Annotated in this window: 20 protein-coding genes, 1 tRNA gene and 1 pseudogene; 9 read left to right on the top strand and 13 right to left on the bottom strand. The window is 70.4% G+C overall.

Features of this window, described 5'->3' with window-relative positions; translation table 11 throughout:
• Positions 1–90: 90 nt before the first annotated feature.
• Genes AB0I51_RS28970 through AB0I51_RS28955 form a run of 4 tightly spaced genes read left to right on the top strand, consistent with a single transcriptional unit; the run spans position 91 to position 4380 of the window.
• A complete protein-coding gene (locus AB0I51_RS28970; RefSeq protein ID WP_362980042.1) occupies positions 91–1020 on the top strand; it encodes a branched-chain amino acid ABC transporter permease in 930 nt (309 codons plus the stop codon).
• Positions 1021–1024: 4 nt separating this feature from the next.
• Positions 1025–2824, top strand: a complete 1800-nt coding sequence (locus AB0I51_RS28965; protein ID WP_362980040.1) for a branched-chain amino acid ABC transporter permease — start codon at positions 1025–1027, stop codon at positions 2822–2824.
• 6 nt (positions 2825–2830) lie between these two features.
• Positions 2831–3667 (top strand): ABC transporter ATP-binding protein, encoded by an 837-nt coding sequence (locus tag AB0I51_RS28960; RefSeq protein WP_362980038.1) that lies wholly within the window; start codon positions 2831–2833, stop codon positions 3665–3667.
• The gene (locus tag AB0I51_RS28955; protein WP_362980036.1) at positions 3664–4380 is read left to right on the top strand and encodes an ABC transporter ATP-binding protein; all 717 of its coding nucleotides are present in this window, start codon (positions 3664–3666) and stop codon (positions 4378–4380) included. The genes AB0I51_RS28960 and AB0I51_RS28955 overlap by 4 nt, the downstream gene beginning before the upstream one ends.
• An 86-nt stretch (positions 4381–4466) precedes the next feature.
• Here the strand turns inward: AB0I51_RS28955 and AB0I51_RS28950 are convergent, their stop codons facing one another.
• The gene (locus AB0I51_RS28950; protein ID WP_019062225.1) at positions 4467–5123 is read right to left on the bottom strand and encodes a response regulator; all 657 of its coding nucleotides are present in this window, start codon (positions 5121–5123) and stop codon (positions 4467–4469) included.
• Between the two features lie 103 nt (positions 5124–5226).
• On the opposite strand from AB0I51_RS28950, the gene AB0I51_RS28945 reads away from it, so the two are divergent.
• Both AB0I51_RS28945 and AB0I51_RS28940 read left to right on the top strand, forming a co-directional pair.
• Positions 5227–5301, top strand: a tRNA-Leu gene (locus AB0I51_RS28945).
• Between the two features lie 224 nt (positions 5302–5525).
• Positions 5526–6153: pseudogene (locus AB0I51_RS28940) on the top strand (helix-turn-helix domain-containing protein).
• 10 nt (positions 6154–6163) lie between these two features.
• Here the strand turns inward: AB0I51_RS28940 and pyk are convergent.
• Positions 6164–7600, bottom strand: coding sequence for a pyruvate kinase (pyk, locus tag AB0I51_RS28935; RefSeq protein ID WP_362980034.1), 1437 nt, complete (start codon positions 7598–7600; stop codon positions 6164–6166).
• 145 nt (positions 7601–7745) lie between these two features.
• Positions 7746–8465 (bottom strand): SIMPL domain-containing protein, encoded by a 720-nt coding sequence (locus tag AB0I51_RS28930; protein WP_362980032.1) that lies wholly within the window; start codon positions 8463–8465, stop codon positions 7746–7748.
• A 127-nt stretch (positions 8466–8592) separates the two neighbouring features.
• Here AB0I51_RS28930 and AB0I51_RS28925 point away from each other — a divergent pair, with 127 nt between their 5' ends.
• Entirely contained in the window at positions 8593–10395 is a 1803-nt protein-coding gene (locus AB0I51_RS28925) for a 5'-nucleotidase C-terminal domain-containing protein (RefSeq protein ID WP_362980030.1), read from the top strand.
• Between the two features lie 51 nt (positions 10396–10446).
• Here the strand turns inward: AB0I51_RS28925 and AB0I51_RS28920 are convergent, their stop codons facing one another.
• The 7 genes from AB0I51_RS28920 to AB0I51_RS28890 all read right to left on the bottom strand — a co-directional run bounded on the left by AB0I51_RS28920 (position 10447) and on the right by AB0I51_RS28890 (position 18836).
• Positions 10447–11895, bottom strand: coding sequence for a SidA/IucD/PvdA family monooxygenase (locus AB0I51_RS28920; protein ID WP_362980028.1), 1449 nt, complete (start codon positions 11893–11895; stop codon positions 10447–10449).
• A complete protein-coding gene (locus AB0I51_RS28915; protein WP_362980026.1) occupies positions 11892–13259 on the bottom strand; it encodes an aminotransferase class I/II-fold pyridoxal phosphate-dependent enzyme in 1368 nt (455 codons plus the stop codon). The genes AB0I51_RS28920 and AB0I51_RS28915 overlap by 4 nt, the downstream gene beginning before the upstream one ends.
• A 117-nt stretch (positions 13260–13376) precedes the next feature.
• Entirely contained in the window at positions 13377–14207 is an 831-nt protein-coding gene (locus AB0I51_RS28910) for an NAD(P)H-binding protein (RefSeq protein WP_362980024.1), read from the bottom strand.
• 113 nt (positions 14208–14320) lie between these two features.
• Complete coding sequence (gene pepN / locus AB0I51_RS28905; RefSeq protein ID WP_362980022.1) at positions 14321–16804, bottom strand: aminopeptidase N; 2484 nt, start codon at positions 16802–16804, stop codon at positions 14321–14323.
• A gap of 56 nt (positions 16805–16860) precedes the next feature.
• The gene (locus tag AB0I51_RS28900; RefSeq protein ID WP_362980020.1) at positions 16861–17430 is read right to left on the bottom strand and encodes a response regulator; all 570 of its coding nucleotides are present in this window, start codon (positions 17428–17430) and stop codon (positions 16861–16863) included.
• A gap of 153 nt (positions 17431–17583) precedes the next feature.
• Complete coding sequence (locus tag AB0I51_RS28895) at positions 17584–17934, bottom strand: chorismate mutase (protein ID WP_362980018.1); 351 nt, start codon at positions 17932–17934, stop codon at positions 17584–17586.
• A gap of 11 nt (positions 17935–17945) precedes the next feature.
• The gene (locus AB0I51_RS28890; RefSeq protein WP_362980016.1) at positions 17946–18836 is read right to left on the bottom strand and encodes an AraC family transcriptional regulator; all 891 of its coding nucleotides are present in this window, start codon (positions 18834–18836) and stop codon (positions 17946–17948) included.
• An 87-nt stretch (positions 18837–18923) separates the two neighbouring features.
• Between AB0I51_RS28890 and AB0I51_RS28885 the strand changes: the two genes are divergently transcribed.
• Entirely contained in the window at positions 18924–20741 is a 1818-nt protein-coding gene (locus AB0I51_RS28885) for a beta-galactosidase family protein (protein ID WP_362980014.1), read from the top strand.
• Here AB0I51_RS28885 and AB0I51_RS28880 read toward each other — a convergent pair.
• The 3 genes from AB0I51_RS28880 to AB0I51_RS28870 form a co-directional block, all read right to left on the bottom strand.
• Positions 20672–21919 carry a VWA-like domain-containing protein gene (locus AB0I51_RS28880; protein WP_362980012.1) on the bottom strand — a complete coding sequence of 416 codons (1248 nt, stop codon included), beginning with the start codon at positions 21917–21919 and terminating at the stop codon, positions 20672–20674. The genes AB0I51_RS28885 and AB0I51_RS28880 overlap by 70 nt on opposite strands.
• A complete protein-coding gene (locus tag AB0I51_RS28875; protein ID WP_362980010.1) occupies positions 21916–23157 on the bottom strand; it encodes a MoxR family ATPase in 1242 nt (413 codons plus the stop codon). Before AB0I51_RS28875 ends, AB0I51_RS28880 begins: the two co-directional genes overlap by 4 nt.
• A gap of 161 nt (positions 23158–23318) precedes the next feature.
• Positions 23319–24692: a hypothetical protein gene (locus tag AB0I51_RS28870; RefSeq protein ID WP_362980008.1), complete on the bottom strand. Its 1374-nt coding sequence runs from the start codon at positions 24690–24692 to the stop codon at positions 23319–23321.
• A 171-nt stretch (positions 24693–24863) separates the two neighbouring features.
• Here AB0I51_RS28870 and AB0I51_RS28865 point away from each other — a divergent pair, with 171 nt between their 5' ends.
• Positions 24864–25745, top strand: coding sequence for a hypothetical protein (locus AB0I51_RS28865; protein ID WP_362980007.1), 882 nt, complete (start codon positions 24864–24866; stop codon positions 25743–25745).
• Positions 25746–25767: the final 22 nt, after the last annotated feature.

Below are 25767 nucleotides of genomic sequence, written 5' to 3'. Positions count from 1 at the left end.
GATCCCGACCGCGCGGCCCGTTGTCACACCCCCCCACCCCCAGGCACGCGATCTGTGCACACGACCACCAGCGACAATGGAGGCCACGCGGTGAACACCCTGCCGCAGCAGCTGGCCAACGGGCTGCTCCTAGGCTCGATGTACGGGCTGATCGCCATCGGCTACACGATGGTGTACGGCATCGTCCAGCTCATCAACTTCGCGCACGGCGAGATCTTCATGACCGGGGCCTTCGGCGCCCTCACGGTCTACGCCTACATCCTGCCCGACGGCACCTCGATGGTGGTCGCCGTACCACTCATGCTGATCGGCGGCGGAATTGTCTCCGTCCTCGTCGCGGTAGGGGCCGAACGATTCGCCTACCGCCCCCTGCGGCAAGCACCACGACTGGCGCCCCTCATCACCGCCATCGGCCTCTCCCTCTCCCTCCAGGAACTCGTCCGGAACTTCTACCCGGGCGCCGACAAGGCCCGCTCCTTCCCGAGCCTCGACGGCAACCACGACATCGGCTCCGTCACCATCTCCGACGCCGACATCTTCCTGGTCATCGCCGCCGTCATCTGCATGTCCGGCCTCGCCTGGTTCGTCCGCAAGAGCCGCACCGGCCGCGCCATGCAGGCCACCGCCCAGGACCCGGACACCGCCCAGCTCATGGGCATCGACACCAACCGGATCATCGTCATCGCGTTCGCCATCGGCGGCTTCTTCGCCGCCGTGGCAGCCGTCTCCTACGGCCTCAAGTACGGCAACATCGACTACCGCATGGGCTTCCTGATGGGCCTCAAGGCCTTCACCGCGGCCGTCATGGGCGGCATCGGCAACATCTACGGCGCCATGCTCGGCGGAGTCGTCCTCGGCGTCGCCGAGACCCTCGCCTCCGCCTACATCAGCAAGATCCCCGGCATGGAACAGCTCGGCGGCTCCAGCTGGGCAAACGTCTGGGCTTTCTGTCTCCTCATCCTCGTACTGCTGTTCAGGCCACAGGGCCTGCTCGGCGAACGCGTCGCGGACAGGGCGTGATCACATGACCGAGACGACCGAGACCCCCAAGACGCCGGCCACCGCCCCCGCAGGACAGCGCGGCCTCATCCCGCTGCCCCTCGGTGCCGCCCGCGCCCTCCTCCTGGCCGGCGGCATCGCCACCACCGCCTCCACCTTCCTGCGCTGGACCTGGACCTCCGACTTCCCCGGCGACCTCACCGTCAACGGCTACCCCGGCGGCCTCCAGGTCCTCACCCTCGTCGCAGGCCTCCTCACCGCGCTGTTCGCCCTCTCCTCCTACGGCGTCCGAGGACTCGGCTGGCTCCTGCCCGCCCGCAACAACGCACCCCTCGTCCTCACCGCCCTCGGCGGCTTCGCCGTCACCTGGTACACGGTCATCGCGATCGCCGCCGAACTCGGCGGAATCGTCAACTGGGAACCCGGCACCTACATCGCCGCCATCGCCTCCCTGCTCCCCGTCATCGGCGCCCTCGCCCTCCCGCAGGACGCCACCGACACCACCAAGGAAGCGCTCAAGGCGTACATCGCCAAACCCAACAGCATCCCGGCCCCCCAGCCCACCGCTCCCTGGATCCAGCGACTCGTCATCACGATCGTCGCCGCCCTCGGCCTCACCGTCTTCGCCTACGGCATAGACGCAGAGGACGAGCTCTTCGTCGGCTTCCTCATCGTGGTCGTCTTCACCTCCTGGGCCCTGCACACCGCCGGCCTCTTCGACCGGTTCAGCCACCTCACGGCCACCAACCGCAGCTTCGCCCTCGCCATGGGCTTCGTCGCCGCGATCGCCTTCCCCCTCACCCAGACCAACGACCACTACGCCAACCTCGGCGTCAACATCCTGATCTTCGGGACCGTCGCCCTCGGCCTCAACATCGTCGTCGGCCTCGCCGGACTCCTCGACCTCGGCTACGTCGCCTTCCTCGGCGTCGGCGCCTACACCGCCGCCCTGGTCTCCGGCTCCGAGTTCTCCAAGTTCTCCGGCGTCCAGTTCCCCTTCTGGGCCGCCGCCCTCACCGGCGCAGCCGCCAGCCTGGTCTTCGGCGTCCTCATCGGCGCCCCGACCCTGCGCCTGCGCGGCGACTACCTCGCCATCGTGACCCTCGGCTTCGGAGAGATCTTCCGCATCGCCGTCAACAACATGGACGGCGTCTCCGGCCCCGACATCACCAACGGCCCCAACGGCATCCCGTCCATCCCCGACCTGTCGTTCTTCGGCTTCAACTTCGGGGACACCCACGACCTCGGCCCCTTCACCATCGGCCGGTTCGCCAACTACTACCTCCTCATGGTCCTGATCATGGCGCTCGTGGTCACGATCTACCGCCGCGCCTCCGACTCCCGCATCGGCCGATCCTGGATCGCCATCCGCGAGGACGAGACCGCCGCCACCGCCATGGGCATCAACGGCTTCCGCGTCAAGCTCATCGCGTTCGCCCTCGGCGCCACCCTCGCCGGCCTCGCCGGCACGGTCAGCGCCCACGTCACCTACAGCGTGGTGCCGAACCCGTACCAGTTCGCCGGAGCGGCCCCGCCCAACTCCGCGTTCCTCCTCGCCGCCGTCGTCCTCGGCGGCATGGGCACGGTCTCCGGACCCTTCCTCGGCGCGGCCCTGCTCTACCTGCTCCCGGAGAAGCTCGTCGCCCTCCAGGACAAGTCGCTCCTCGCCTTCGGCATCGCGCTCATCCTCCTGATGCGCTTCCGCCCCGAAGGAATCATCCCCAACCGCCGACGCCAGCTCGAATTCCACGAGACCGGCCAACTCGACGTACCGGACACCACGACCCTGACCGACGAACCGGCCATCACCAAGGCAGGGGCGTAGAGAGCCATGACGACACCAGTACTCGAAGCCCGTGACGTCACCATGCGCTTCGGCGGCCTCACCGCCGTCCGATCCGTCGACTTCACCGTCAACTCCGGCGAGATCGTAGGCCTCATCGGCCCCAACGGCGCCGGCAAGACCACCTTCTTCAACTGCCTCACCGGCCTCTACGTCCCCACCGAGGGCACGGTCTCCTACCAGGGCACGGTGCTTCCCCCGAAGCCCCACCTCGTCACCAAGGCCGGCATCGCCCGCACCTTCCAGAACATCCGCCTGTTCGCCAACATGACGGTCCTGGAAAACGTCCTCGTCGGCCGCCACACCCGCACCAAGGAAGGCCTCTGGTCGGCCCTCCTGCGCGGCCCCGGCTTCAAGAAGGCCGAAAAGGCCAGCGAAGAACGCGCCATGGAACTCCTGGAGTTCATCGGCCTCGCCCACAAGCGCGACCACCTGGCACGCAATCTCCCCTACGGCGAGCAGCGCAAGCTGGAGATCGCACGCGCCCTCGCCTCCGAGCCGGGCCTGCTCCTGCTCGACGAGCCGACGGCCGGCATGAACCCCCAAGAGACGCGGGCGACCGAGGAGTTGGTCTTCGCCATCCGCGACATGGGCATCGCCGTCCTCGTCATCGAGCACGACATGCGCTTCATCTTCAACCTCTGCGACCGCGTCGCCGTCCTCGTCCAGGGCGAAAAACTCGTCGAAGGCACCTCCGACGTCGTCCAGGCCGACGAACGCGTCGTCGCCGCCTACCTCGGCGAACCCTTCGAAGGCGCACCCGACGACACCCCGCCCACGACGGAAGCGGAGAGCACCACCAGCACCGAGGGAGAAGCCAAGTGACCGCACTGCTAGAGGTCGAGGACCTCAGGGTCGCCTACGGCAAGATCGAAGCCGTCAAGGGCATCTCCTTCAGCGTCGAGGCCGGCCAGGTCGTCACCCTCATCGGCACCAACGGCGCCGGCAAGACAACGACCCTGCGCACCCTCTCGGGCCTGCTCCAGCCCTCCGGCGGCAAGATCACCTTCGACGGCAAGCCGCTCAACAGCGTCCCCGCCCACAAGATCGTCGCCCTCGGCCTGGCCCACTCCCCCGAAGGCCGGCACATCTTCCCCCGCCTCACCATCGCGGAGAACCTCCAGCTCGGCGCCTTCCTCCGCAAGGACAAGGAAGGCATCGAAAAGGACATCCAGCGCGCCTACGACCTCTTCCCCATCCTCGGAGAACGTCAGAAGCAGGCCGCGGGAACCCTCTCCGGCGGCGAGCAGCAGATGCTGGCCATGGGCCGCGCGCTCATGTCCCAGCCGAAACTGCTCATGCTGGACGAGCCGTCCATGGGCCTCTCCCCGATCATGATGCAGAAGATCATGGCGACGATCGTCGAGCTCAAGGCGTCCGGCACGACGATCCTCCTCGTCGAACAGAACGCCCAAGCGGCCCTGTCGCTCGCCGACCAGGGCCACGTCATGGAGGTCGGCAACATCGTCCTCTCCGGCTCGGGCGAGGACCTGCTGCACGACGAGTCGGTACGGAAGGCGTACCTCGGCGAGGACTGAGGTCCCTGCCGCCGCTCTTCTCTACGACGAGGCCCGCGCCCCCAAGCTGGGGGGCGCGGGCCTCGTCGTACTCACCGTCTCGGGTGTCAGCCCTTCGAGGACTTCTTCTCGTCCGCGTCCTGGATGACCGCCTCGGCGACCTGCTGCATCGACATCCGGCGGTCCATCGACGTCTTCTGGATCCACCGGAACGCGGCGGGCTCGGACAGCCCGTACTCGGTCTGCAGGATCGACTTCGCACGGTCGACCAGCTTGCGCGTCTCCAGCCGCAGCGTGAGGTCGGCGACCTCCTGCTCCAGCTGCTTGAGCTCGGTGAAGCGCGACACCGCCATCTCGATCGCGGGCACGACGTCACTCTTGCTGAAGGGCTTCACGAGGTACGCCATCGCACCGGCGTCCCTGGCCCGCTCGACGAGGTCGCGCTGCGAGAAGGCGGTGAGCATCAGCACGGGCGCGATGCCCTCCTCGGCGATCTTCTCGGCGGCGGAGATACCGTCCAGCTTCGGCATCTTCACGTCGAGGATCACCAGGTCGGGCTTGTGCTCACGAGCCAGCTCGACGGCCTGCTCACCGTCACCGGCCTCACCGACGACGGTGTACCCCTCTTCTTCGAGCATCTCCTTGAGATCGAGCCGAATCAGGGCCTCGTCCTCGGCGATGACGACACGGGTCGTCAGCGGAGGCACGTGCGACTTGTCGTCGTCGGGCGCGTCTACGGGCTGGGGCGACTCGGGGGCGGTCACGGGGGCTCCTCGTTCAGGGCACGGGGGTAGTGCTGAGCAAGAGCCTACCTAGCTGCGATAAGGTAGACGGGCAGCGGGTCGAGGCAAACCTTCGATTCGTTAGGCCCCGGTAGCCCAATCGGCAGCAGGCAGTGCTCTCAAACAGCATCCAGTGTGGGTTCGAGTCCCACCCGGGGCACTTTTCCTTCGAATCGAAGGTCGGCATTTTGGCGGAGGTTCACGTTCGCGTGAACCTCCGCCTTTTGCCGCGTGTCATCGCGATCACTCTCACAGAGTGTGCACATGTACGACATCAGTACACGCAAGCGAGCCCTCGCGCTGCTCGAACAGGGGCGCAGCCTCAGCTCCGTGAGTCGCGAGACCGGTATCCCAAGCGCCGCGATCCGCTCCTGACAGGACCGCCTGGAACCCCTGCCCGGCATCACGGCTCCGGACCCCGGGTCACCTGCCGACAATCACGCCTACGCCTATCTCCTGGGCCTGTACCTCGGCGAAGGCTGTATCAGCCCCCACCCTCGCGGCACCGGCCACTACCTCAGGATCACGTGCGCCGACGCATGACCGGGGCTCCTGCAACTGTGCCGCGAGGCCATCACGAAGGTGCGCCCGGGCATCGGCGTCCACGCACTCCAGAAGGAGGGCTACGCGATGGTCACCAGCTACTTCCGGCACTGGCCCGATCTGTTTCCCCAACACGCCCCCGGCAGGAAGCACGAGCGCTGTATCGCCCTCGAACCCTGGCAGCAGGAAATCGTCGACGCTCACCCCCTGGGAATTCATCCGGGGTCTCATCCACTCCGCCGGCTGCCTTATCACCAACTGGACGACCCGCACAATCGCGGGTGGGCGCAAGCGCCACGAATACCCCCGGTACTTCTTCACCAACCTCTCGACGGATATCAGGCAGCTCTGCACCGACACCCTCGACAAAGTCGGCGTCAGCTGGAAGCAGGCGAACGCCCAGAACATCTCCGTCGCCCGCAAAGCCTCAGCAGCCCTCATGGAAACGCACGTAGGCCCCAAACACTGACCCCCCGCCGCTACTTGGGGCTGTCGTCCTCGCCGACATGGTGCACGCGGACGAGGTTCGTCGAGCCGGCGACTCCGGGGGGCGAGCCCGCCGTGATGACGACGATGTCGCCCTTCTGGCAGCGGCCGTACTTGAGGAGGAGTTCGTCGACCTGGTCGACCATCGCGTCGGTGGAGTCGACATGGGGACCGAGGATGGTCTCCACGCCCCAGGTGAGGGTGAGTTGGGCGCGGGTGGCCGGGTCGGGGGTGAAGGCCATCACGGGGATGGGGGACCTGTAGCGCGACAACCGCCGTACCGTGTCGCCGGATTGGGTGAAGGCCACCAGGTACTTCGCGCCGAGGAAGTCGCCCATCTCGGCGGCGGCCCGGGCCACCGCGCCGCCCTGGGTGCGGGGCTTGTTGCGTTCGGTCAGTGGGGGCAGGCCCTTGGCGAGGATGTCTTCCTCCGCCGCTTCGACGATGCGGGCCATGGTGGTGACGGTCGCGATGGGGTAGTTGCCGACGCTGGTCTCGCCGGAGAGCATCACGGCGTCCGTGCCGTCGATGATGGCGTTCGCGACATCGGAGGCCTCTGCCCTGGTCGGGCGGGAGTTCTCGATCATCGAGTCGAGCATCTGGGTGGCGACGATGACCGGCTTGGCGTTGCGCTTGGCCAGTTTGATCGCGCGCTTCTGGACGATCGGGACCTGTTCGAGGGGCATTTCGACGCCGAGGTCGCCGCGGGCGACCATGATGCCGTCGAAGGCGGCGACGATGCCGTCGATGGCCTCGACCGCCTGGGGCTTCTCGACCTTGGCGATGACGGGGAGGCGGTGGCCCTCCTCGTCCATGATGCGGTGAACGTCGTCGATGTCCTTGCCGCTGCGGACGAAGGAGAGGGCGATGACGTCGAAGCCGGCGCGCAGCGCCCAGCGGAGGTCGTCCTCGTCCTTGTCGGAGAGGGCGGGGACGGAGACGGCGACTCCGGGGAGGTTGAGGCCCTTGTGGTCGGAGACCATGCCGCCTTCGACGACCTTGGTGTGGACGCGGGGGCCGTCGACGGAGGTGACCTCGAGGCAGACCCTGCCGTCGTCGACGAGGACGCGTTCGCCGGGGGTGACGTCGGCGGCGAGGCCGGCGTGGGTGGTGCCGCAGGACTGGCGGTCGCCTTCGGCGCCGTCTTCGACGGTGATGATGAAGGTGTCTCCGCGTTCAAGGAGTACGGGGCCTTCGGTGAATCGGCCGAGTCGGATCTTCGGACCTTGAAGGTCGGCGAGCATTCCGACGCTGCGGCCGGTCTCTTCGGCGGCCTTTCGGACGCGGTGGAAGCGCTCCTCGTGTTCGGCGTGGGTGCCGTGGCTGAGGTTGAAGCGGGCTACGTCCATTCCGGCTTCGACCAGGGCTTTGATCTGGTCGTACGAGTCGGTGGCGGGGCCCAAAGTACAGACGATTTTTGCTCGGCGCATGGTTTGAGCCTAGGCCTTACCGGCGGGTAGGGAATTGGTCGCGCATGACTACTCAACAACCTTTGGGTGAAGGGTTATTGACAAGGCTTGAATGTGCGGTGGGGTGCTCCAATGAGCGTTCGAATCGTCGATTTGGGGGCTCCGGTCACAGGCTCGGGGGCAGCATCGTGAAGCGTGCGTTGACCTGGGCGTAGACGTGTTGCCGTTGGGGTTCGAGGTCGAGGGGTGCGGCGGCGGTGTCCTCGGCGGCTGCGCCGGCGAGGGACATGGAGCGCATACGGCGCTGGGGAGTGCCGTAGGTTTCGGCGTTCTCGGCGCCGATGTCGGCGAGTTCGACGAGGGCGGCGAGGGTGGTGCCGAGTGCTTCGGCGTATTCGCGAGCGCGTTGGACGGCTTCACGTACGGCTTGCTGGCGGGCCTGGCGGTGGACGGGTGAGTCGGGGCGCAGCGCCCACCAGGGGCCGTCGACGCGGGTGAGTTCGAGGTCGGCGAGGCGGGTGGTGAGTTCACCGAGGGTGGTGAAGTCGGCGAGTTCGGCGGTGATGTGGACTCTGCCGTGGTAGCGGTGGACCCGTTCGCCGCGGCCGTGCTTGGTGAGTTCGGGGGTGATGGAGAAGCCGCCGGTTTCGAGGCGTTCGACTGCTTCGCCGTAGCTTTTGACCAGGTCGAGGACGGTGGCGTTGCGGCGGGTGAGGTCGTCGAGGGCGGTGCGGCGGTCGGTGCCGCGGGCGGCGACGGTGATGCCGATGCGGGCGATCTCGGGGTCGACTTCGAGGCGGGCTTCGCCGCGGACGGCGATGCGGGGTGCGTCGGGGGTGCCGTAGGGGACGGGGGGTTGCTGGTCATCCGTGCTGGGCGTGGTCATACGTCCCACTCTGTCAGCCGTGCCGCCTGCTGGTCATCAGATCGAAACCTGCGGGACCTGTCGCATCGAGTAAGAAGCAAGTAAGAATCTACGCGCGTTGTTGACCGTTTCCCGAGGAGATCCAGACATGCCCTTGAACCGCCGGAAGTTCCTGAAGAAGTCCGCCGCGACGGGCGCCGGGGTCGCGCTGGCCGGTGCGGCGGCGGCTCCGGCGGCGCAGGCCGCGGAGAAGAAGCCGGGCAGGCCCGCCAAGCGGTACTCGCTGACCGTGATGGGCACGACGGACCTGCACGGGCATGTCTTCAACTGGGACTACTTCAAGGACGCGGAGTACTCGGACGCCAAGGGCAATGCCATGGGTCTGGCGCGGGTCTCGACGCTGGTGAACCAGATCCGTCAGGAGAAGGGGCGGCGGAACACGCTGCTGCTGGACGCGGGCGACACGATCCAGGGCACTCCGCTGACGTACTACTTCGCGAAGGTGGATCCGATCACCGTCAAGGGTGGTCCTGTGCATCCGATGGCGCAGGCGATGAACGCGATCGGGTACGACGCGGCGGCGCTGGGCAACCACGAGTTCAACTACGGCATCGAGACGCTGCGGAAGTTCGAGGACCAGTGCCGTTTCCCGCTACTGGGCGCGAACGCGCTGGACGCGAAGACGCTGAAGCCCGCTTTCCCGCCGTACTTCATCAAGAGGTTCCAGGTGCCGGGGGCGCCGCCGGTGAAGGTGGCGGTGCTGGGGCTGACCAACCCGGGGATCGCGATCTGGGACAAGGCGTATGTGCAGGGGAAGTTGACGTTCCCGGGGCTTGAGGAGCAGGCGGCGAAGTGGGTGCCGAGGCTGCGGTCGATGGGGGCGGACGTCGTCGTGGTGTCGGCGCATTCGGGGTCGTCGGGGACGTCGTCGTACGGTGATCAGCTGCCGTATGTGGAGAACTCGGCGGCGCTGGTGGCGCAGCAGGTGCCGGGGATCGACGCGATTCTGGTGGGTCACGCGCATGTGGAGATCCCGGAGTTGAAGGTCACGAACACGGCGACGGGGAAGACGGTCGTGCTGTCCGAACCGCTGTGCTACGCCGAGCGGTTGAGCGTGTTCAACTTCGAGCTGGTCTTCGAGAAGGGGCATTGGACGGTCGAGTCGGTGGCGGCTTCGCTGCGGGACGCGAAGACGGTCGCGGACGATCCGAGGATCACGCGCCTGCTGAAGGACGAGCACGCGCTGGTCGTGGAGTACGTCAACCAGGTGGTCGGTACGGCGACGGCGACGCTGACGACGGTGGAGGCGCGGTACAAGGACGCCCCGATCATCGATCTGATCACCAAGGTCCAGGAGGACGTGGTGAAGGCCGCGTTGGCGGGGACGACGTATGCGTCGCTGCCGGTGATCGCGCAGGCGTCGCCGTTCTCGCGGACCTCGGAGATCCCGGCGGGCGAGGTGACGATCCGGGATCTGTCGGGTCTGTATGTGTACGACAACACGCTGGTGGCGAAGTTGCTGACGGGTGCTCAGGTGCGGGCGTATCTGGAGTACTCGGCGGAGTACTTCGTGCGGACGGCCGCCGACGCGGTCGTGGACCCGGAGAAGCTGACGAACGCGAACGGCCGTCCGGACTACAACTACGACTACGTGTCGGGGTTCTCGTACGACATTGACATCGCGCAGGCGGCCGGTTCGCGGATCAAGAACCTGACGTACAACGGTGCGGCGCTGGACGACGCGCAGCAGTTCGTGCTGGCGGTGAACAACTACCGGGCGAACGGCGGCGGTGCCTTCCCGCATGTGGCGTCGGCGACCGAGGTGTGGTCGGAGTCGACGGAGATCCGGACCCGGATCGCGGAGTGGGTGACCGCGAAGGGTGTGCTGGATCCGGCGGAGTTCGCGTCGGTGGACTGGAAGTTGACGCGGAACGGCACGCCTGTCTTCTAGTTCCCGCCTGTCTTCTGGTTCCCGCTGGTCTTCCAGTGGCGGCTGGAGCCCTCACCTGCCTTCGACGAGGGGGGTGAGGGTCCGGGCCTGCCGGGCCTGGGGGATCTGGGCCTGTGGGTCGAGGCCGAAGGTGGTGAAGGCGGTTCGGTCCGGCAGGGGGTAAGGCTCTTTGCCGGTCAGGGAGTTGAGGATGGTGGCGCTGCGCCAGGCGGCGAGGCCGAGGTCGGGGGCGCCGACTCCGTGGGTGTGGAGTTCGGCGTTCTGGACGTAGACGTGGCAGCCGGCGCCGGTGACGGAGGGGTCGAGGACGAGTCTGAACTGCTCGTCGACGCGGGGGCGTTCGGCGCTGTCGCGGCGCAGGTAGGGGTCGAGTCCGGCGAGGATGCGGCCGAGGGGGCGTTCGCGGTAGCCGGTGGCGAGGACGACGGCGTCGGTGGTGAGGCGGGAGCGGGTGTTCTGCTGGACGTGTTCCAGGTGGAGTTCGACCTTGGTGGTCGCGATCCGGCCGGCGGTGCGGACGCGGACGCCGGGGGTGAGGACGGCGTCGGGCCAGCCGCCGTGCAGGGTGCGGCGGTAGAGCTCGTCGTGGATGGCGGCGATGGTGTCGGCGTCGATGCCTTTGTGGAGTTGCCACTGTGCGGTGACGAGGCGGTCGCGGACGGGTTCGGCGAGGGCGTGGAAGTAGCGGGTGTAGTCGGGGGTGAAGTGCTCCAGGCCGAGCTTGGAGTACTCCATGGGGGCGAAGGCCTCGCTGCGGCCGATCCAGTGGAGTTTCTCGTGTCCTGCGGGCCGGTTGCGGAGCAGGTCGAGGAAGACTTCGGCGCCGGTCTGTCCCGAGCCGATGACGGTGATGTGTTCGGCGGCGAGGAACGTCTCGCGGTGGGCGAGGTAGTCGGCGGCGTGGATGACGGGGACGCCAGGGGCTTCGACGAGGGGTTTGAGCGGGTCGGGGACGTAGGGGGCGGTGCCGACGCCGAGGACGATGTTCTTGGTGTACGTCCGCCCGAGGGCTTCGGCCTCCCCGTCGCTGTCGAGCTGGGTGAAGTCGACCTCGAATACGTCGCGTTCGGGGTTGAAGCGGACGGCGTCGACCTGGTGGCCGAAGTGGAGTCCGGGAAGGCTGTCCGCGACCCAGCGGCAGTAGGCGTCGTACTCGGCGCGCTGGATGCGGAAGCGCTCGGCGAAGTAGAAGGGGAAGAGCCGGTCGCGGGCCTTCAGGTAGTTGAGGAAGGACCAGGGGCTGGCGGGGTCGGCGAGGGTCACCAGGTCGGCGAGGAAGGGGACTTGGACGGTGGTGCCGTCGATGAGCAGGCCGGGGTGCCAGTCGAAGCCGGGGCGCTGTTCGTAGAAGGCGGTGTCGAGTTCGGTGAGGGGGTGGGCGAGGGCGGCGAGGGAGAGGTTGAAGGGGCCGATGCCGATGCCGACCAGGTCGCGGGGTGGATCGGGTTCGTGGTGTGGGGGGTTGGGGGTCTGGGGGTGACCCGTCGGGGGGTGGCTCATCGCGGGGTGTGTCCTTCCACCAGTTTCAGGAGGGCGGCCAGGTCGTCGGGCCGGGTGTGGGGGTTGAGGAGGGTGGCCTTGAGCCAGAGCCGGCCGTCGAGGGCGGCCCGGCCGAGGACGGCGCGTCCGTCGTGGAGGAGTTGTCGGCGTACGGCGGCCACGGCTTCGTCGGTGGCTTCGGCGGGCCGGAACAGGACGGTGCTGATGACGGGCGGGTCGTAGAGCTCGAAGCCGGGGTGGTTGTGGACCATGGCGGCGAACTCCCGTGCGCGGGCGCAGACTTGGTCGACGAGGGTGCCGAGTCCGGTGCGGCCGAGGGTTTTCAGGGTGACGGCGAGTTTGAGGACGTCGGGGCGTCGGGTGGTGCGCATGGAGCGGCCGAGGAGGTCGGGGAGGCCGGCTTCGGTGTCGTCGTCGGCGTTGAGGTAGTCGGCGCGCTGGGTGAGGGCGGCGAGGTCGCGGGGGTGGCGTACGGCGAGGAGGCCGGCGGCGACGGGCTGCCAGCCGAGTTTGTGCAGGTCGAGGGTGACGGTGTGGGCGCGGTCGAGGCCGGCGAGTTTGTCGCGGTGGCGGTCGCTGAAGACGAGGCCTCCGCCGTAGGCGGCGTCGATGTGGAGGCGGGCTCCGTGGGCGGCGCACAGGCCGGCGATCTCGGGGAGCGGGTCGATGAGTCCGGCGTCGGTGGTGCCCGCGGTGGCGGCGACCAGGACGGAGCCGCGGGGGCCTGGCAGTGCGGTGAGGGCCTCGTCGAGGGCGGCGGGGTCGAGGGTGCCGGCGGGTGCGGGGACGACGACGGGGTCGGGCAGTCCGAGGAGCCAGGCGGCGCGGGGCAGGGAGTGGTGGGCGTTGCTTCCGCAGACCAACTGCACGGTGCCGCTGTGGGCTTCGCGGGCGAGGAGCAGGGCGAGTTGGTTGGCTTCGGTGCCGCCGGTGGTGACGAGGGCGTCGGCGAGGCCGATCTCGTGGGCGAGGGTGCGGGTGACCAGGGCTTCGAGGGCGGAGGCGGCGGGAGCCTGGTCCCAGGAGTCGAGGGACGGGTTGAGCGCGCTGACGGCGAGGTCGGCGGCGGCGCTGACAGCGAGCGGCGGGCAGTGCAGGTGTGCCGCGCACAGCGGGTCGGCGGGGTCGGAGGCGCCTTCGGCGAGGGCGTGCACGAGGGTGCGCAGGGCGGTCGGGTCGCCTTCGTCCGGGAGTACGTCCCCTGCGGCGTCCCGCATGCGGGCGGCGACCGCGTCGGGGCCGCCGGCGGGGAAGGGTCCGCCGCGTGCGCGGCGTCCGGTGCCGAGGGCGTCGAGGACGGTGTCGAGCAACGGCCTTAGGGCGTCCGGGCCTTCGGCGCCTGAGGCGAGGGGCGCGTTGCTCATTGGCTGTCCTCCGGGGCGCGGGGCAGGGGGAGTTCCAGCTTGTACCTGGATGGGTCGGCGCGCCCGGGAAGAACAACGATCAGAACCCGAAAGTGTTGTGTGAGCGGGGTGGGAGGGTCAGCAAAAGTCGTCCGCGTGGTCCTTCGCCCAGGCGGTGAACGGGCGGGCCGGTACCCCGGTGATGTCCTCGACCGTGGTGGTGATCTCCGGTGTCGTGCCGACGCTTCCGCCGAAGGCCTTGAGGAGGCCGGGGAGCATCTCCGGGGGTACGTGGGGGAAGAGTTCGGGGCTGGCCTCGTCCACGGGGATCTCGTTGAAGCGCAGGTCGCGGCCGATCGCGTGGCCGATCGCGGTGATCTGCTGGGCCGTGGTGACCGGTTCGGTGCCGGTGAGGCGGTGGGCGGCGCCCTCGTGGCCGGGGTCGAGGAGGGCGCGTTCGGCGACGGCGGCGATGTCGTCCTCGTGGATCGGTGCCGAGACGCCGTCGGCGAAGGGGCCGCGTACGGTGTCGCCCGCGCGGATCTGCGGGGCCCACTGGAGGGCGTTGGACGCGAAGGCGTTGGGCTGCAGGATGGTCGCCGCGAGGCCGCTGTCGCGTACCTGTTGTACGGCCTTGGCGTGCCAGATGTGGATGGGGTGGCTGGTGTCGGCGCCCTCTCGGATGATTCCGGAGGAGAGCATGACGACGTGCCGGACGCCGGCCGCGCGGGCCGCGTCGAGCAGTGCCTCGGTCGCGTCGCCGGTGGCCCGGAGGTTCAGGAAGAGCTGGGTCGCCCCGGTGAACAGGGCAGCGGGGTCGTCGAGTTGGTGTTGGACGACCTCCGCCTGCTGCGGCAATCCGGCCCGCCGGGGGTCGCGCGTCAGTGCCCGTACGGGCCGGCCTGCGGCGGTGAGGCGTTCCACCAGGGCGCGGCCGACGTTGCCGGTGGCGCCTGTCACTACGATCACGGGTTCCTCCTGGGGCTGATCGTCCTTGGCGGCATCGAGCCCAGGAAGGACGATCAGCCCGCCGCATCGTCGACAGGGACGAGGCGTGCCCGTGAGGGTGCAGGGCCCGGGTCCTACACCTCTCGTACCCGCAACGCCCGTGCCAGGTCGTCGAGTTGGTCGACGAGCTTGCGGCGCAGGGAGGGGGTGAGGTCGGCGTCGCGGAGGCATTGCTCGCCGAGGCGGAGGGATTCGGGGTCTACGGCGTGGGTGGGGAAGGCCCAGCGGCCTGCGGCGTCGGCCATGGCCGGGCCCCGGCGGGCGGCGAGGGTGACCGCGTCCTCGTAGAAGCGCGGCACGTACTCCCGTACGAGATCGGCCTGTTCGGGTTGCCAGAAGCCCTGGGCGGTGGCGGTGAAGAGGTAGTTGGAGAGGTCGTCGGTGGTGAACATCGCGTCCCAGGCCGCGCGTTTGGCCTCGGGGTCGGGCAGGGCGGCGCGGCAGCGGGCGGCGCCTTCCTGGCCGGTGGCGGACGGGTCGCGTTCCAACTCGGCGGCGATCGCGGTCTCTTCGGTGGCGCCGAGGACGGCGAGGCGGCCCAGGACGCGCCAGCGCAGCTCGGGGTCCAGTTCGGGGCCGCCGGGGACGGTGCCCTCGGCGAGCCAGGCGGCGACGGTGTCGGGGTGGGCGGCGACGTCGATGAAGTGGCGTACGGCGATGAGGCGCAGGCCGGGGTTGGAGCCGTCCTCGGTGCGGCGGATGAGGTCTCGGCACAGGGCTGTGAGGGTGGCGAGGGCGGCCGGGCGGGCCTCGGGGGTGAGGTAGCGGTCGGTGATCTGGGCGGAGGCGAAGGCCAGGACGCCCTGGACGAGGGCGAGGTCCGTCTCGTGCGGGAGGTGGGCGCGGGCGGCGTCCAGGTAGGTGGAGGCGGGGAGTTCGCCGTCGCGGACGGCGTCGCGCAGGGCGTTCCAGGCGACCGCGCGGGTGAGGGGTTCGGGGAGGCCGGAGAGGCTGGTGCGGACGGCTTCGAAGGAGTCGGGGTCGAAGCGGACCTTGGTGTAGGTGAGGTCGCCGTCGTTGAGGAGGAGCAGTGCGGGGCGCTTGCCGAGGGGCTGGGGGTCGCTCTGCGGGATGTCGAGGTCGAGGCGTTCACGCAGGACGAGGCGGCCGGTGTCGCCGAGGTCCTGGTCGTAGAGGCCGACGGCGATGCGGTGGGGGCGGCTGCCGGCGCGGTCGACGGTGAGGGTGTGGGTGCCGTCGTCGCCGCGGGTGATCGTGGGCGTGAGCGTGTCCACGCCCGTCGTGCGCAGCCACGCGTCCGCCCAGGCGTGGACGTCCCGTTCGGTGCCGGAGGCGAGGGAGTCGATGAAGTCGGCGAGGGTGGCGTTGGCGAACTTGTGGCGGGCGAAGTGGGTGTTGATGCCGGCGAGGAAGTCCTTCTCGCCGAGCCAGGCCACCAACTGCCGTAGTGCGGAGGCGCCCTTGGCGTAGGAGATGCCGTCGAAGTTGAGGAGGGCGGAGGCGGTGTCGTCGACGTTCTCGGGGGCCACGGGGTGGGTGGAGGGGCGCTGGTCGGCGTCGTAGCCCCAGGCCTTGCGGACGACGCCGAAGTCGGTCCAGGTGTCGGTGAAGCGGGTGGCTTCGGTGAGGGTCTGGTAGCCCATGTACTCGGCGAAGGACTCGTTGAGCCAGATGTCGTCCCACCACTGGAGGGTGACGAGGTCGCCGAACCACATGTGGGCCATCTCGTGGGCGATGACCATGCCGCGGGTCTGGCGCTCGGTGTCGGTGACGGCGGAGCGGTAGACGAACTCGTCGCGGAAGGTGACGAGTCCGGGGTTCTCCATGGCACCGGCGTTGAACTCGGGGACGAAGGCCTGGTCGTAGGAGTCGAAGGGGTAGGGCTCCTCGAACTTCTCGTGGTAGCGGTCGTAGCACTGGCGGGTGATGTCGAGGATCTCCTCGGCGTCCGCGTCGAGGTGGGGGGCCAGGGAGCGGCGGCAGTGGATACCGAAGGGCAGGCCTCGGTGTTCGGTGCGGATCGAGTGCCAGGGGCCGGCGGCCACGGCCACGAGGTAGGTGGAGATGAGGGGGGTGGGGGCGGCCTGCCAGCGGCCTTCGCCGAGGTGTTCGGTGATGCCGTTGGCGAGGACGGTCCAGCCTTCGGGGGCGGTCACGGTGAGGTCGAAGACGGCCTTGAGGTCGGGCTGGTCGAAGGCGGCGAAGACGCGCTGGACGTCCTCCATGAAGAGCTGGGTGTAGAGGTAGGTCTCGCCGTCGGTGGGGTCGGTGAAGCGGTGCATGCCCTCGCCGGTGCGGGAGTAGCGCATGCTCGCGTCGACGCGCAGTTCGTGCTCGCCCGCAGTGAGGGCGGGCAGCGGGAGCCGGTTCTCGACGAGTTGTTCCGGGTCGAGGGGGTGGCCGTCGAGGGTGACGGAGCGCAGCTCGGCGGGCTTGAGTTCGACGAAGGTGTCCGCGTCGGCACGAGCGGTGAACCGGATGACGGTGCGGGAGTCGAAGGTGTCTTCGCCCGTCGTCAGATCGAGTTCGATCGTGTAGCGGTGGACGTCGAGGAGCCTGGCACGGGTCTGCGCTTCGTCGCGCGTCAGTACGGACATGGTGGACATGCTGCCTGATGGCACCGACATGGCACAGAGCCCGTCCGGTACGCGGCCTATGTCCGGTCGGAGGTGGGGGTGGGGGTCGAGGTGGGGGTGGCATCGGGGTTCTGGGGGTCGCGCTGGTAGGGCACGCGCGCGTCCGGGTGCTGCGGGGACGGGTGGGGCAGCGCCGAGCCGGGGTCGGGCGGGTCCTCGAGGAGGGCGCGCAGTTCGCGGAGCTCCTGTTCCAGGGCCTGGTGGCGCTGGTGGGCGTCGTAGAGGTAGCGGATCTTGGTGCGCAGGGTCCAGGGGTCGACGGGTTTGGCGATGAGGTCGGCGACGCCGAGGCCGAAGGCGGTGGCGGTCAGTTCGGGGTCGAGGCCGAAGCCGGTGAGGAGGACGACGGGGATGTGCTGGGTCTGTTCGAGGCGGCGCAGGTAGCGGACCACGTCCAGGCCGCTGACACCGGGCATCCGCACATCGAGCAGGAGCAGGCCGACCCTGCCGCGCAGCACCTGCTTGAGCGCCTCGTCGCCGCTGGTGGCGCGGGCGAGCCGATAGCCCAGCGGGGCGAGGGCGCTCTCCAGCGCGTACAGCGTGTCCTCATGGTCGTCGACGATGAGGATCCTGGCATCCGACGGCATGACCCGAGGTCCCTCCCGCGTGGGGCGACCAGCTTATGACGCAGGCGCTGACGGGGTGTGCCCGTCGGCTGACGAGGAGTGCACAAGCAGGTGCACAGCGCAGCATCGCCCCGAACACACCCCGGTGTCACGCCCCTTACGGGTTTGTCGGGGTCAGTTCGCCGTGGGTGAACCGCCGTTCACGGCGTCCTCCGCGATGCGCTCGTGGTGCCGGATCACCTCGGCGATGATGAAGTTGAGGAACTTCTCGGCGAACGCCGGGTCCAGCTTGGCGTTTTCGGCCAGGATGCGCAGGCGCTCGATCTGCCGGGCCTCGCGGGCCGGATCGGCGGGCGGCAGCCGGTGGGTGGCCTTGAGGAAGCCGACCTGCTGGGTGGCCTTGAAGCGTTCGGCGAGCATGTGGACGACGGCCGCGTCGATGTTGTCGATGCTGTCGCGCAGCCTGGCCAGTTCCTCGCGCACGGCGGGGTCGACGTCACCGGTTCCGTTGTTGCTGGTGGTCATGGGCGACCACCCTACGTGGAGTGCGCCCACGCGATGATCGGCGGATCGGCCGGATCGGGGACCTGGTCGCTCCAGCCGCCGGGGACGGTGCGGCCCTGCTGGGAGCGGAAGCGGACCGGGGGCATGCCGACGCGGCGGGTGAACAGGCGGGAGAAGTAGGCGGGGTCGTCGTAGCCGACGCGGCGGGCGACGGCGGCGACGGGGAGTTCGGTGGCGGCGAGGAGTTCCTTGGCGCGGCCCAGGCGGATGCCGAGGAGGTAGTCCTTGGGGCTGCAGCCGGCGCTCTGGCGGACGGCGGCGCGCAGTGCGGCGGGGGTCAGGCCGTGCCGGGCCGCGTGGTCGGCGACGGTCAGCGGCAGACAGGCGTCGCGGGCGAGGCCCTGGAGGACCGGGTCGCCGTCGGGGGCGAGGTCGGCGCGGGCCCGGCGCAGGGCGACGAGGAGTTCGTGGACGGCGGCGCCGGTCTCCACCTCCAGGAGGGGGTTTCCGCGCCGTGCGGCGCGGGCCATGCGCCCGATGACCGCGCGGGGTCCGCTCGCGTCCGAGAGGGGCACCACGGGCCGCTCCGGCTCGATGTAGCCGAGTTCGGTGTACGTCGCCGTCGCGGGCCCGGTGAAGTCGACGAACCCCTCGTCCCAGCCGGCGCCGGGGTCGGGCGCGTAGTGGTGCGGCACGCCGGGGGTGAGCCACAGCAGCGCGGGCGCGGTGACGGTGGTGCGGCGGCCGTCGGGGGTCAGGTACCAGCCGCCGCCCGCGCTGATCACCACGGCCACGTGGTGGTCGAGGGTGCGCGGGCCGACCGTGGGCAGTTCGCCGTACTGGAGGCCCACCCCGAGGCAGGCGAGACCGAGGCGGTGGTGGGCGGGTGTGGGCGTGAAGAACCGCATCCAGGTGTGGTACATCCGCGGCCCCCTCACACATCACTCGGTCCAAGTAGTGGCGATCTTTGTCCATGGACGTGATCGCCGCCAAGGGGAGAGAGTCGGGGCATGAGCGAGTTCACCGTGGGCGACAGGGACTTTCTGCTGGACGGGCGGCCGGTGCGGCTGCTGTCCGGGGCGCTGCACTACTTCCGGGTGCACGAGGCACAGTGGGGGCACCGGCTGGCGATGCTGCGGGCGATGGGCCTCAACTGCGTGGAGACGTACGTCCCGTGGAACCTGCACGAGCCGGCGCCGGGCGACTTCCGGAACGTGGAGGCGCTGGGCCGGTTCCTGGACGCGGCCCGGGAGGCGGGTCTGTGGGCGATCGTGCGCCCGGGGCCTTACATCTGCGCGGAGTGGGAGAACGGCGGGCTCCCGCACTGGCTGACCGGCGAGCTGGGGCCACGCGCGCGTACCCGTGACGCACGCTTCCTGGGCCACCTGGAGCGCTGGTTTCGCCGGCTGCTGACCGAGGTGGTGCCCCGCCAGCTCGACCGCGGCGGCCCGGTGATCATGGTGCAGGTCGAGAACGAGTACGGCAGCTACGGCTCCGACGCGGCCTATCTGCGGCGCCTGGAGGCGATGTTGCGCGACCTGGGGGTCACGGTCGCGCTGTGCACCTCGGACGGCCCCGAGGACCACATGCTGGACGGCGGCTCGCTCCCCGGTGTCCTGGCGACGGTGAATTTCGGGTCCCACGCGCGCGAGGCCTTCGAGACACTGCGCGCCTTCCGCTCCGAGGGGCCCCTGATGTGCATGGAGTTCTGGTGCGGCTGGTTCGACCACTGGGGCGGCGAACACGTCGTCCGTGATGCCGAGGACGCGGCGTCCGCCCTGCGCGAGATCCTGGAGTGCGGCGCGTCGGTCAACGTCTACATGGCGCACGGCGGCACCAGCTTCGCCGGCTGGGCGGGCGCCAACCGGGGCGGCGGCGCCCTGCACGAGGGCCCGTTGGAGCCCGACGTGACGTCCTACGACTACGACGCCCCGATCGACGAGTACGGGCGCCCCACGGAGAAGTTCCGGCGCATGCGTGAGGTGTTCGCCGAGTACGCCGACGCCCCGCTGCCCGAACTCCCGCCCGCACCAGCCGTGTTGGAGCACCCGGCCGAGGCGCACCTGACCGGCTGGGCGCCCCTGGCCGACGTACTGGAGGCACGCGGCGGACCGGAGTCCGAGGGCCCGGTCCCGCCCACCTTCGAGGAGCTGGACGTCGACCGCGGTCTCGTCCGCTACGCGGTGACCGTGCCGGGACCGCGCGCCCCGTATCCGCTCACCGCGCGCGGGCTGCGGGACCTGGCGGTGGTCCACGTCGACGGCGAGCGGGCCGGGATCCTCACGGAGGGCGACGAGCAGCTCAAGGAACCCGTCGCCGGGCACGCGCGCGTGGAGCTGTGGGTGGAGTCCCTGGGGAGGGCCAATTACGGGCCCCGGCTCGGAGAGCCGAAGGGGATCACCGGGGGCCTGTTGCACGAGCGGCAGTATCTGCACGACGTACGCGCGCGTGGGCTGCGGCTGGACGCGCTGGACGACGTCGAGGGCATTCCTCTGGGGGCGCTGCCCCCGGGCGACTCCCCCGGCCTGTACCGGGGCACCGTCGAGGTGCGGGGCGCCGGGGACGCCGTACTCGAACTGCCGGGCTGGACGCGGGGCTTCGTGTGGGTCAACGGGTTCAACCTGGGGCGGTACTGGTCGGCCGGGCCGCAGCGGGAGCTGTACGTGCCCGGGCCCGTGCTGCGGGAAGGGGTGAACGACGTGTGGGTCCTCGAACTCCAGGAGGCGCCGCTCGCCGGGAAGTCCGTGTCCTTGCGTGCTCACCGGGAGACGGGGGCGGACCCGATCTCGACGACGCGGGCCCAGTCGGGCGGTGTGTCCGGCACGTAGTCGGGGTCGTCCTCGGCGTACATCCCGGTCTCGTACCGGCGCGGGAACAGGCCCACCACCGTCCGGCACGGCGGTCGCCGCTCCGGCCAGGGGGTCTGGCCGTCGGTGAGGACCACGACGGCGTCGGGCCGGGTGCGCAGCGCCTTGGTGAAGCCGGTGCGCAGATCGGTACCGCCGCCGCCCAGCAGCTCGATGCCCTCGGCGCGGCACAGTGGTTGCGCGACCCTGGCCGCCGCGTCGCAGGGCACCACGGTGACCAGGTCGCGGCGGCCACCGACCGCCCTTGAGATCGCGGCGACTTCGAGGAGCGCGCTGCCCAGCTCGACGTCGCTGACCGACCCGGAGGTGTCGATGACCACGCAGACCCGGGGCGGTCTGCGGCGCAGGCTCGGCAGCACGATGCCGGGCAGTCCGGCCGAGCGGCGCGAGGGTCTGCCGTAGCTGTAGTCCTCGCCCGCGCCGGGGGCGGAGACCGCCGAACGGACCGCCGCCCCCAGCAACTCCCGCCACGGCTGCGGCGGATGGAACGCCTCCTCGGCCCACCGCCGCCACCCGCTCGGGGCGCTGCCCGGGCGGCCGGCGATGCCCTGCGCCACCCGGAAGCGGACCGCGTCGCGCTGCTGCTCGCTGAGCCCGTGCGCGCCGTCCGGGCCCAGCTCCCAGCCCCGGTCGAGCCCGTCGGCGCCGCTGCCGCAGTCCAGCCACGCCAACGCCCGGGTGCGCGGCCCCAGTTGGAACCAGCGCAGGTAGTCCTCCATCAGATTTCCGGCGGGCAGCCCCAGCGTCGCTGGCTGGACCGCGCCCTGGGGGGTGACCAGGCCCTCGCCGTAAGCGTCGTCGTTGATCTCCATGTCGGCGGCGATGTTCATCCGCAGCCGCTCCCCCGGGCCGGTCAGTCCGCGTTCGCGGGCCAGGCGGTCGCTGCGTCCGTGGTGGTCTCGCAGCAGGTGCGAGACCTCGTGGACCCAGACTCCGGCCAGGTCCTCGACCGGCATCCGGTCCACGAACCCCGGCGAGACGTAGCAGCGCCAGTGCCGGTCGACGGCCATCGTCGGTACCTGCCGTGACGCGACGGTGTGCAGGGCGAACAGGGCGGTGGCCAGGTAGGGGCGGACGCGGGCCGCGTAGAGGCGGGCGGCGAAGAGCTTGTCGAGGTCCATGGCCGGGTCGGGGTTCATCGGCCGCCCTTGACGGTCGCGGCGGCGCGGTCCGCCCGTTGCGACAGGGCGACCACTCCGGCGAGCTGCTCGATGGACTCGGGTACGTCCCAGTCCTCCCGGCGCAGCGAGGCGAGGGTGGTCGCGGGGACGACGACCAGGTCCGGGGCGCCGGTCTCCAACGCCCGGACCAGGAGCGCCCACGCCGCGTCCCAGCGGGCCCGGTCGGGACGGTTGCGGACCGCGGCCACCACACCGTCGAGCACGGCCTGGCGCAGATCCCCGCGCTCGGGCAGCTCGCCGGCGGCCGGATCGGCGAGGAACGTCTCGGGGTCGGGGAGGTCCATCCGGTCCACCGCGGCCAGCAGTTCCAGCCCGGGACCGTCCCCGACCGTGCCCCTGGCCAGCAGGGACAGCACCTCCCGGGAAGAGCCGGCCGCGGTCGCGAAAGCGATCAGGCTCAGGGCCATCTCCCAGCTCCGGGGCGAGGGCCAGGCACCGCCCCGCCGGGTCTCGCTGCTGGGCAGCTGGTGGACGAGCTTGGGGCGGCCGGTGAGCAGTCCGCACACCGCGCGGCGCGCGTAGTCCACGGCTCCGGGCAGCTTCTCCGGGTCGAGTCTCGGCAGGGTCGCCCGGGGCCAGGTGCCGCCGAGGCCGCGTACGACGACCTCGTGGTCGTGGGTCCACTGGAGGTGCACGAACCGGTTGGCCAGCGGCGGGCTCAGCTCCCAGCCGTCGGCCGCCGAGGACCGGGGGTTGGCGGCCGCCACGATCCGCACCCCGGGCGGCAGCCGCAGCGCGCCGATCCGCCGCTCAAGCACCAGCCGCAGCAGCGCGGCCTGCACGGCGGGCGGCGCGGTCGACAACTCGTCCAGGAACAGCAGCCCCCGGCCCGCCCGTACGAGGCGTACTGCCCAGTCCGGCGGGGCCATCGGGACGCCCTGCTCGGCGGGGTCGTCGCCCACGACGGGCAGCCCGGAGAAGTCGGACGGCTCGTGCACGCTGGCGATCACCGTCGTCAACGGCAGGTCCAGGGCCGCGGCGAGCTGGGTCAGGGCCGCCGTCTTGCCGATTCCCGGCTCGCCCCACAGCAGCACGGGGAGGTCGGCGGCGACGGCCAGGGTCAGGGCCTCCAGCTGGTTGTCGGGGCGCGATTCGGTGGTGGTGTCGCGCAGGAGGGTCAACAGGTCGCCGGCGACGTCGAGTTGGGTGGGGCGGGCGGGGGTGTCGGTGGCGGCGTACAGGGTGCGTGTGGGCATATGGGTCACCTTTGGGTTGTGATGGGGCGTGCGCGGGTGAGGGATGGAACGCGCACGAGGATTGGGTTGAAGTCCCGTGCGGCCAAGGGCTGTTGGTGCGGCGGGACGAAGTTCCGTGCGGTCAGCGCCTGTTGGTGCGGCGGGGGCGTAGTTCCGTGCGGTCAGCGGCCGTTGGTGCGGCGGGGGCGTTCCTTCCGGGGCAGCGGAAGTCCCGGGAAGAAGTGGCCGGATCGGGGTCCGGGGCCGGTCAGGCCCGCCCTGAACAGCCCGTACGTGAGCCGCCGTTGCGCCGCCGCCTGGAGTTCGTCCCGCAGCGCGCCACCGCGCAGCACCGCGTCGGGACCGAGCAGTCCCTCCACGACGGTCAGCGCACCGGCGGTGTCGCCGTGGATGAGTCGTTCGCGGACGCCGGTGAGGCAGTCCGGGTGGCGGTGTGCCTCGTCGACGGCCTGGAGGCAGGGCAGCGGAGTGCCGGTCAGCGCGACCAGCAGTTCCTCGCGCCGGATCTCGTCCGGGTCGTGGTCGAGGGGTGCCAGTACGCCGTCGACCAGCCCGATCCGGTGCCGGGCGCCCCGGCATTCGACGAGGTACGGCCGGCCCGCCCGGTCCGGGATCCGTACGGAGCCGTCCGGCCGGGGACGATCCGGTACGAGTGCGGCGGCGACCAGCGGGTGGAGCCGGCCGACCTCGATCGCGCCGGTGCGGAGCAGTTCCAGGTCGGGCGGGACCCAGGTCGCCGCGTCGGGCAGCACCGGGAGCGCGGCGGCGCTGCCGTCGGTCGGTGCCGGGGTGATCCGCAGGGTGTCCGCGACCGGATCCAGCACGAACCGGTGCCGGGAACCGAACCGTACGGTGACGGGACCGGCCGGCCTCCCCTCCGCGTGGAGCAGGATCGCCGCCTCGTCCGCCCACCGGTCGACGGCGCAGTTCCACGCTCCGGGCACCGTGTCCAGCGGAACCGGGATCGGTGGAGGTCCGTCGCCGGGCGGCCGGTCGGCCCCGGACCGGACCCGCAGTTCACCGCTCCGGTCCGCGTCCCACAGGTGCCGGTGCAGGTCGAGGCGGAACCGTCGGTTCGGCCGGGGATGCGGATGCCGCCGGGCCACGGCATCCCGTCGGGTGCCGTCCCACAGCGCGAGGCTGATCCGCTGACCGCCGTCCGCCCAGGCCGGCGGGGTCCTGACCACCAGGTGCGGCGGACCGGTGGCGTCGTCCCCGTAGCGGGCCAGGGTGAGGGTCAGTCCCGGGCGCAGCAGCCCGTCGGGCGCGATCCTCGGCAGATGCCAACGGAGCAGGTCGGGGGCGAGTCGGCGGAGATCGGCGCGCACCCGGGCGGCCAGTTCCCGGCCGCGGGCGCGCGCGACGGACCGTAGGTCGAGATCGACGTCGACACCGGCGGCGGCGCAGGCGCCCGCCCAGTCCCCGGCACGGCGGCGGACCGCAGCGGTCTCGATCATGGAGGGCGGCACGGCGAACTCGCGCACGCGCGGCCAGAAGGAAAGCGGGGAATTCCCGTTCGCGGTGTGAGGGAGCATCAGCACTCACCTTGCGCGGACGGGACCCCCATTCTGTGAACAGAGTGAGTCGTCATCGCGGGGAGCATAGCCTTCTCCGCCGCGATCCGTCAGGGAAATATTGGGGGCGTCCATCCGCACCCCTCGGCATAGAGTGGATACGGGTTCAGGGCGTCTCTGGGGGTTGTGGACGTGGCGGACGACGGACCGGTCGAGCACGGCTACCCGCATCTGGACACGGTGCGGGACTCCATCACCGCGCTCTACAAGCGGTTGTCGTACGACACCGTCCAGACGTTCGCGACCAGTGTGGCCCCCGTCGACGTGGCGTTCTGCGACACGGACGACCTGCATCTCGGGGCGCAGCGGGTGGCGCGGGAGATGGTCCGGCACTACCGGCTCCCGGATGCCCGGCTGATCGTCAGCTTCCGTGAGATGAAGCATGCGGCGAACGTCGAACTCACGGCCGGGCCCGAGTACTTCGTGGAGTTGAACGACCGGTTCCGCACCCATCGCCGGGACATCGGCGCGGCTCTCGCGCACGAGGTCATGCATGTCTATCTGCACCGCCTGGACCTGTCCTTCCCCGGCACCCGGGAGAACGAGATCCTCACGGACACGGCGGCGACATATCTCGGCGCGGGGTGGCTGCTCCTGGACGCGTACCGGGAGGACTCGGCGTCCTCGCAGAAGCTCGGCTATCTCACGCCGGAGGAGTTCGGATACGTCCTCGCCAAGCGGGCGCTGGTCTTCGGCGAGGATCCCTCGGTGTGGTTCACGAGTCCGCAGGCCTACACGGCGTACGTCAAGGGCATGGAGCAGGCCCGGCGGGACGAGCAGCAGCCTCCGCTGACGGCGGCGGGGTGGGCGGGGCGGCGACGCTACGCGCACGACCGGCGGCACGGGCCCGGAGTGCAGAAAGGGGTGCCGTACTCCTTCTCCCCCGACGGGCGGGGCAGCTTGCGGGTGTCGTTCCCGTGCCCCACGTGTCATCAGCGGATCAGGGTGCCGGTGCGGGGGCGGGTAAGGGCGCGGTGTTCCTTGTGCCGGACGGTGCTGGAGTGCGACACGTAGGTGCCGGCGATACAGGGGATGC

The organism is Streptomyces sp. NPDC050549 (assembly GCF_040655035.1).
In the GTDB taxonomy this organism is placed as follows: domain Bacteria; phylum Actinomycetota; class Actinomycetes; order Streptomycetales; family Streptomycetaceae; genus Streptomyces.
The sequence above is the reverse complement of the archived record's forward strand: the minus strand, read 5'-3'. Positions and strand labels throughout refer to the sequence as shown.

Bases quoted from the DNA above. Each gene is read 5' to 3' on its own strand.
- AB0I51_RS28870 (WP_362980008.1), bottom strand. From the start codon at position 24,692: ATGCTCCCTCACACCGCGAACGGGAATTCCCCGCTTTCCTTCTGGCCG.
- AB0I51_RS28890 (WP_362980016.1), bottom strand. From the start codon at position 18,836: ATGTACCACACCTGGATGCGGTTCTTCACGCCCACACCCGCCCACCAC.
- pyk (WP_362980034.1), bottom strand. From the start codon at position 7,600: ATGCGCCGAGCAAAAATCGTCTGTACTTTGGGCCCCGCCACCGACTCG.
- AB0I51_RS28880 (WP_362980012.1), bottom strand. From the start codon at position 21,919: ATGAACCCCGACCCGGCCATGGACCTCGACAAGCTCTTCGCCGCCCGC.
- AB0I51_RS28960 (WP_362980038.1), top strand. From the start codon at position 2,831: ATGACGACACCAGTACTCGAAGCCCGTGACGTCACCATGCGCTTCGGC.
- pepN (WP_362980022.1), bottom strand. From the start codon at position 16,804: ATGTCCGTACTGACGCGCGACGAAGCGCAGACCCGTGCCAGGCTCCTC.
- AB0I51_RS28915 (WP_362980026.1), bottom strand. From the start codon at position 13,259: ATGAGCAACGCGCCCCTCGCCTCAGGCGCCGAAGGCCCGGACGCCCTA.
- AB0I51_RS28900 (WP_362980020.1), bottom strand. From the start codon at position 17,430: ATGCCGTCGGATGCCAGGATCCTCATCGTCGACGACCATGAGGACACG.
- AB0I51_RS28875 (WP_362980010.1), bottom strand. From the start codon at position 23,157: ATGCCCACACGCACCCTGTACGCCGCCACCGACACCCCCGCCCGCCCC.
- AB0I51_RS28925 (WP_362980030.1), top strand. From the start codon at position 8,593: ATGCCCTTGAACCGCCGGAAGTTCCTGAAGAAGTCCGCCGCGACGGGC.
- AB0I51_RS28920 (WP_362980028.1), bottom strand. From the start codon at position 11,895: ATGAGCCACCCCCCGACGGGTCACCCCCAGACCCCCAACCCCCCACAC.
- AB0I51_RS28885 (WP_362980014.1), top strand. From the start codon at position 18,924: ATGAGCGAGTTCACCGTGGGCGACAGGGACTTTCTGCTGGACGGGCGG.
- AB0I51_RS28965 (WP_362980040.1), top strand. From the start codon at position 1,025: ATGACCGAGACGACCGAGACCCCCAAGACGCCGGCCACCGCCCCCGCA.
- AB0I51_RS28930 (WP_362980032.1), bottom strand. From the start codon at position 8,465: ATGACCACGCCCAGCACGGATGACCAGCAACCCCCCGTCCCCTACGGC.
- AB0I51_RS28895 (WP_362980018.1), bottom strand. From the start codon at position 17,934: ATGACCACCAGCAACAACGGAACCGGTGACGTCGACCCCGCCGTGCGC.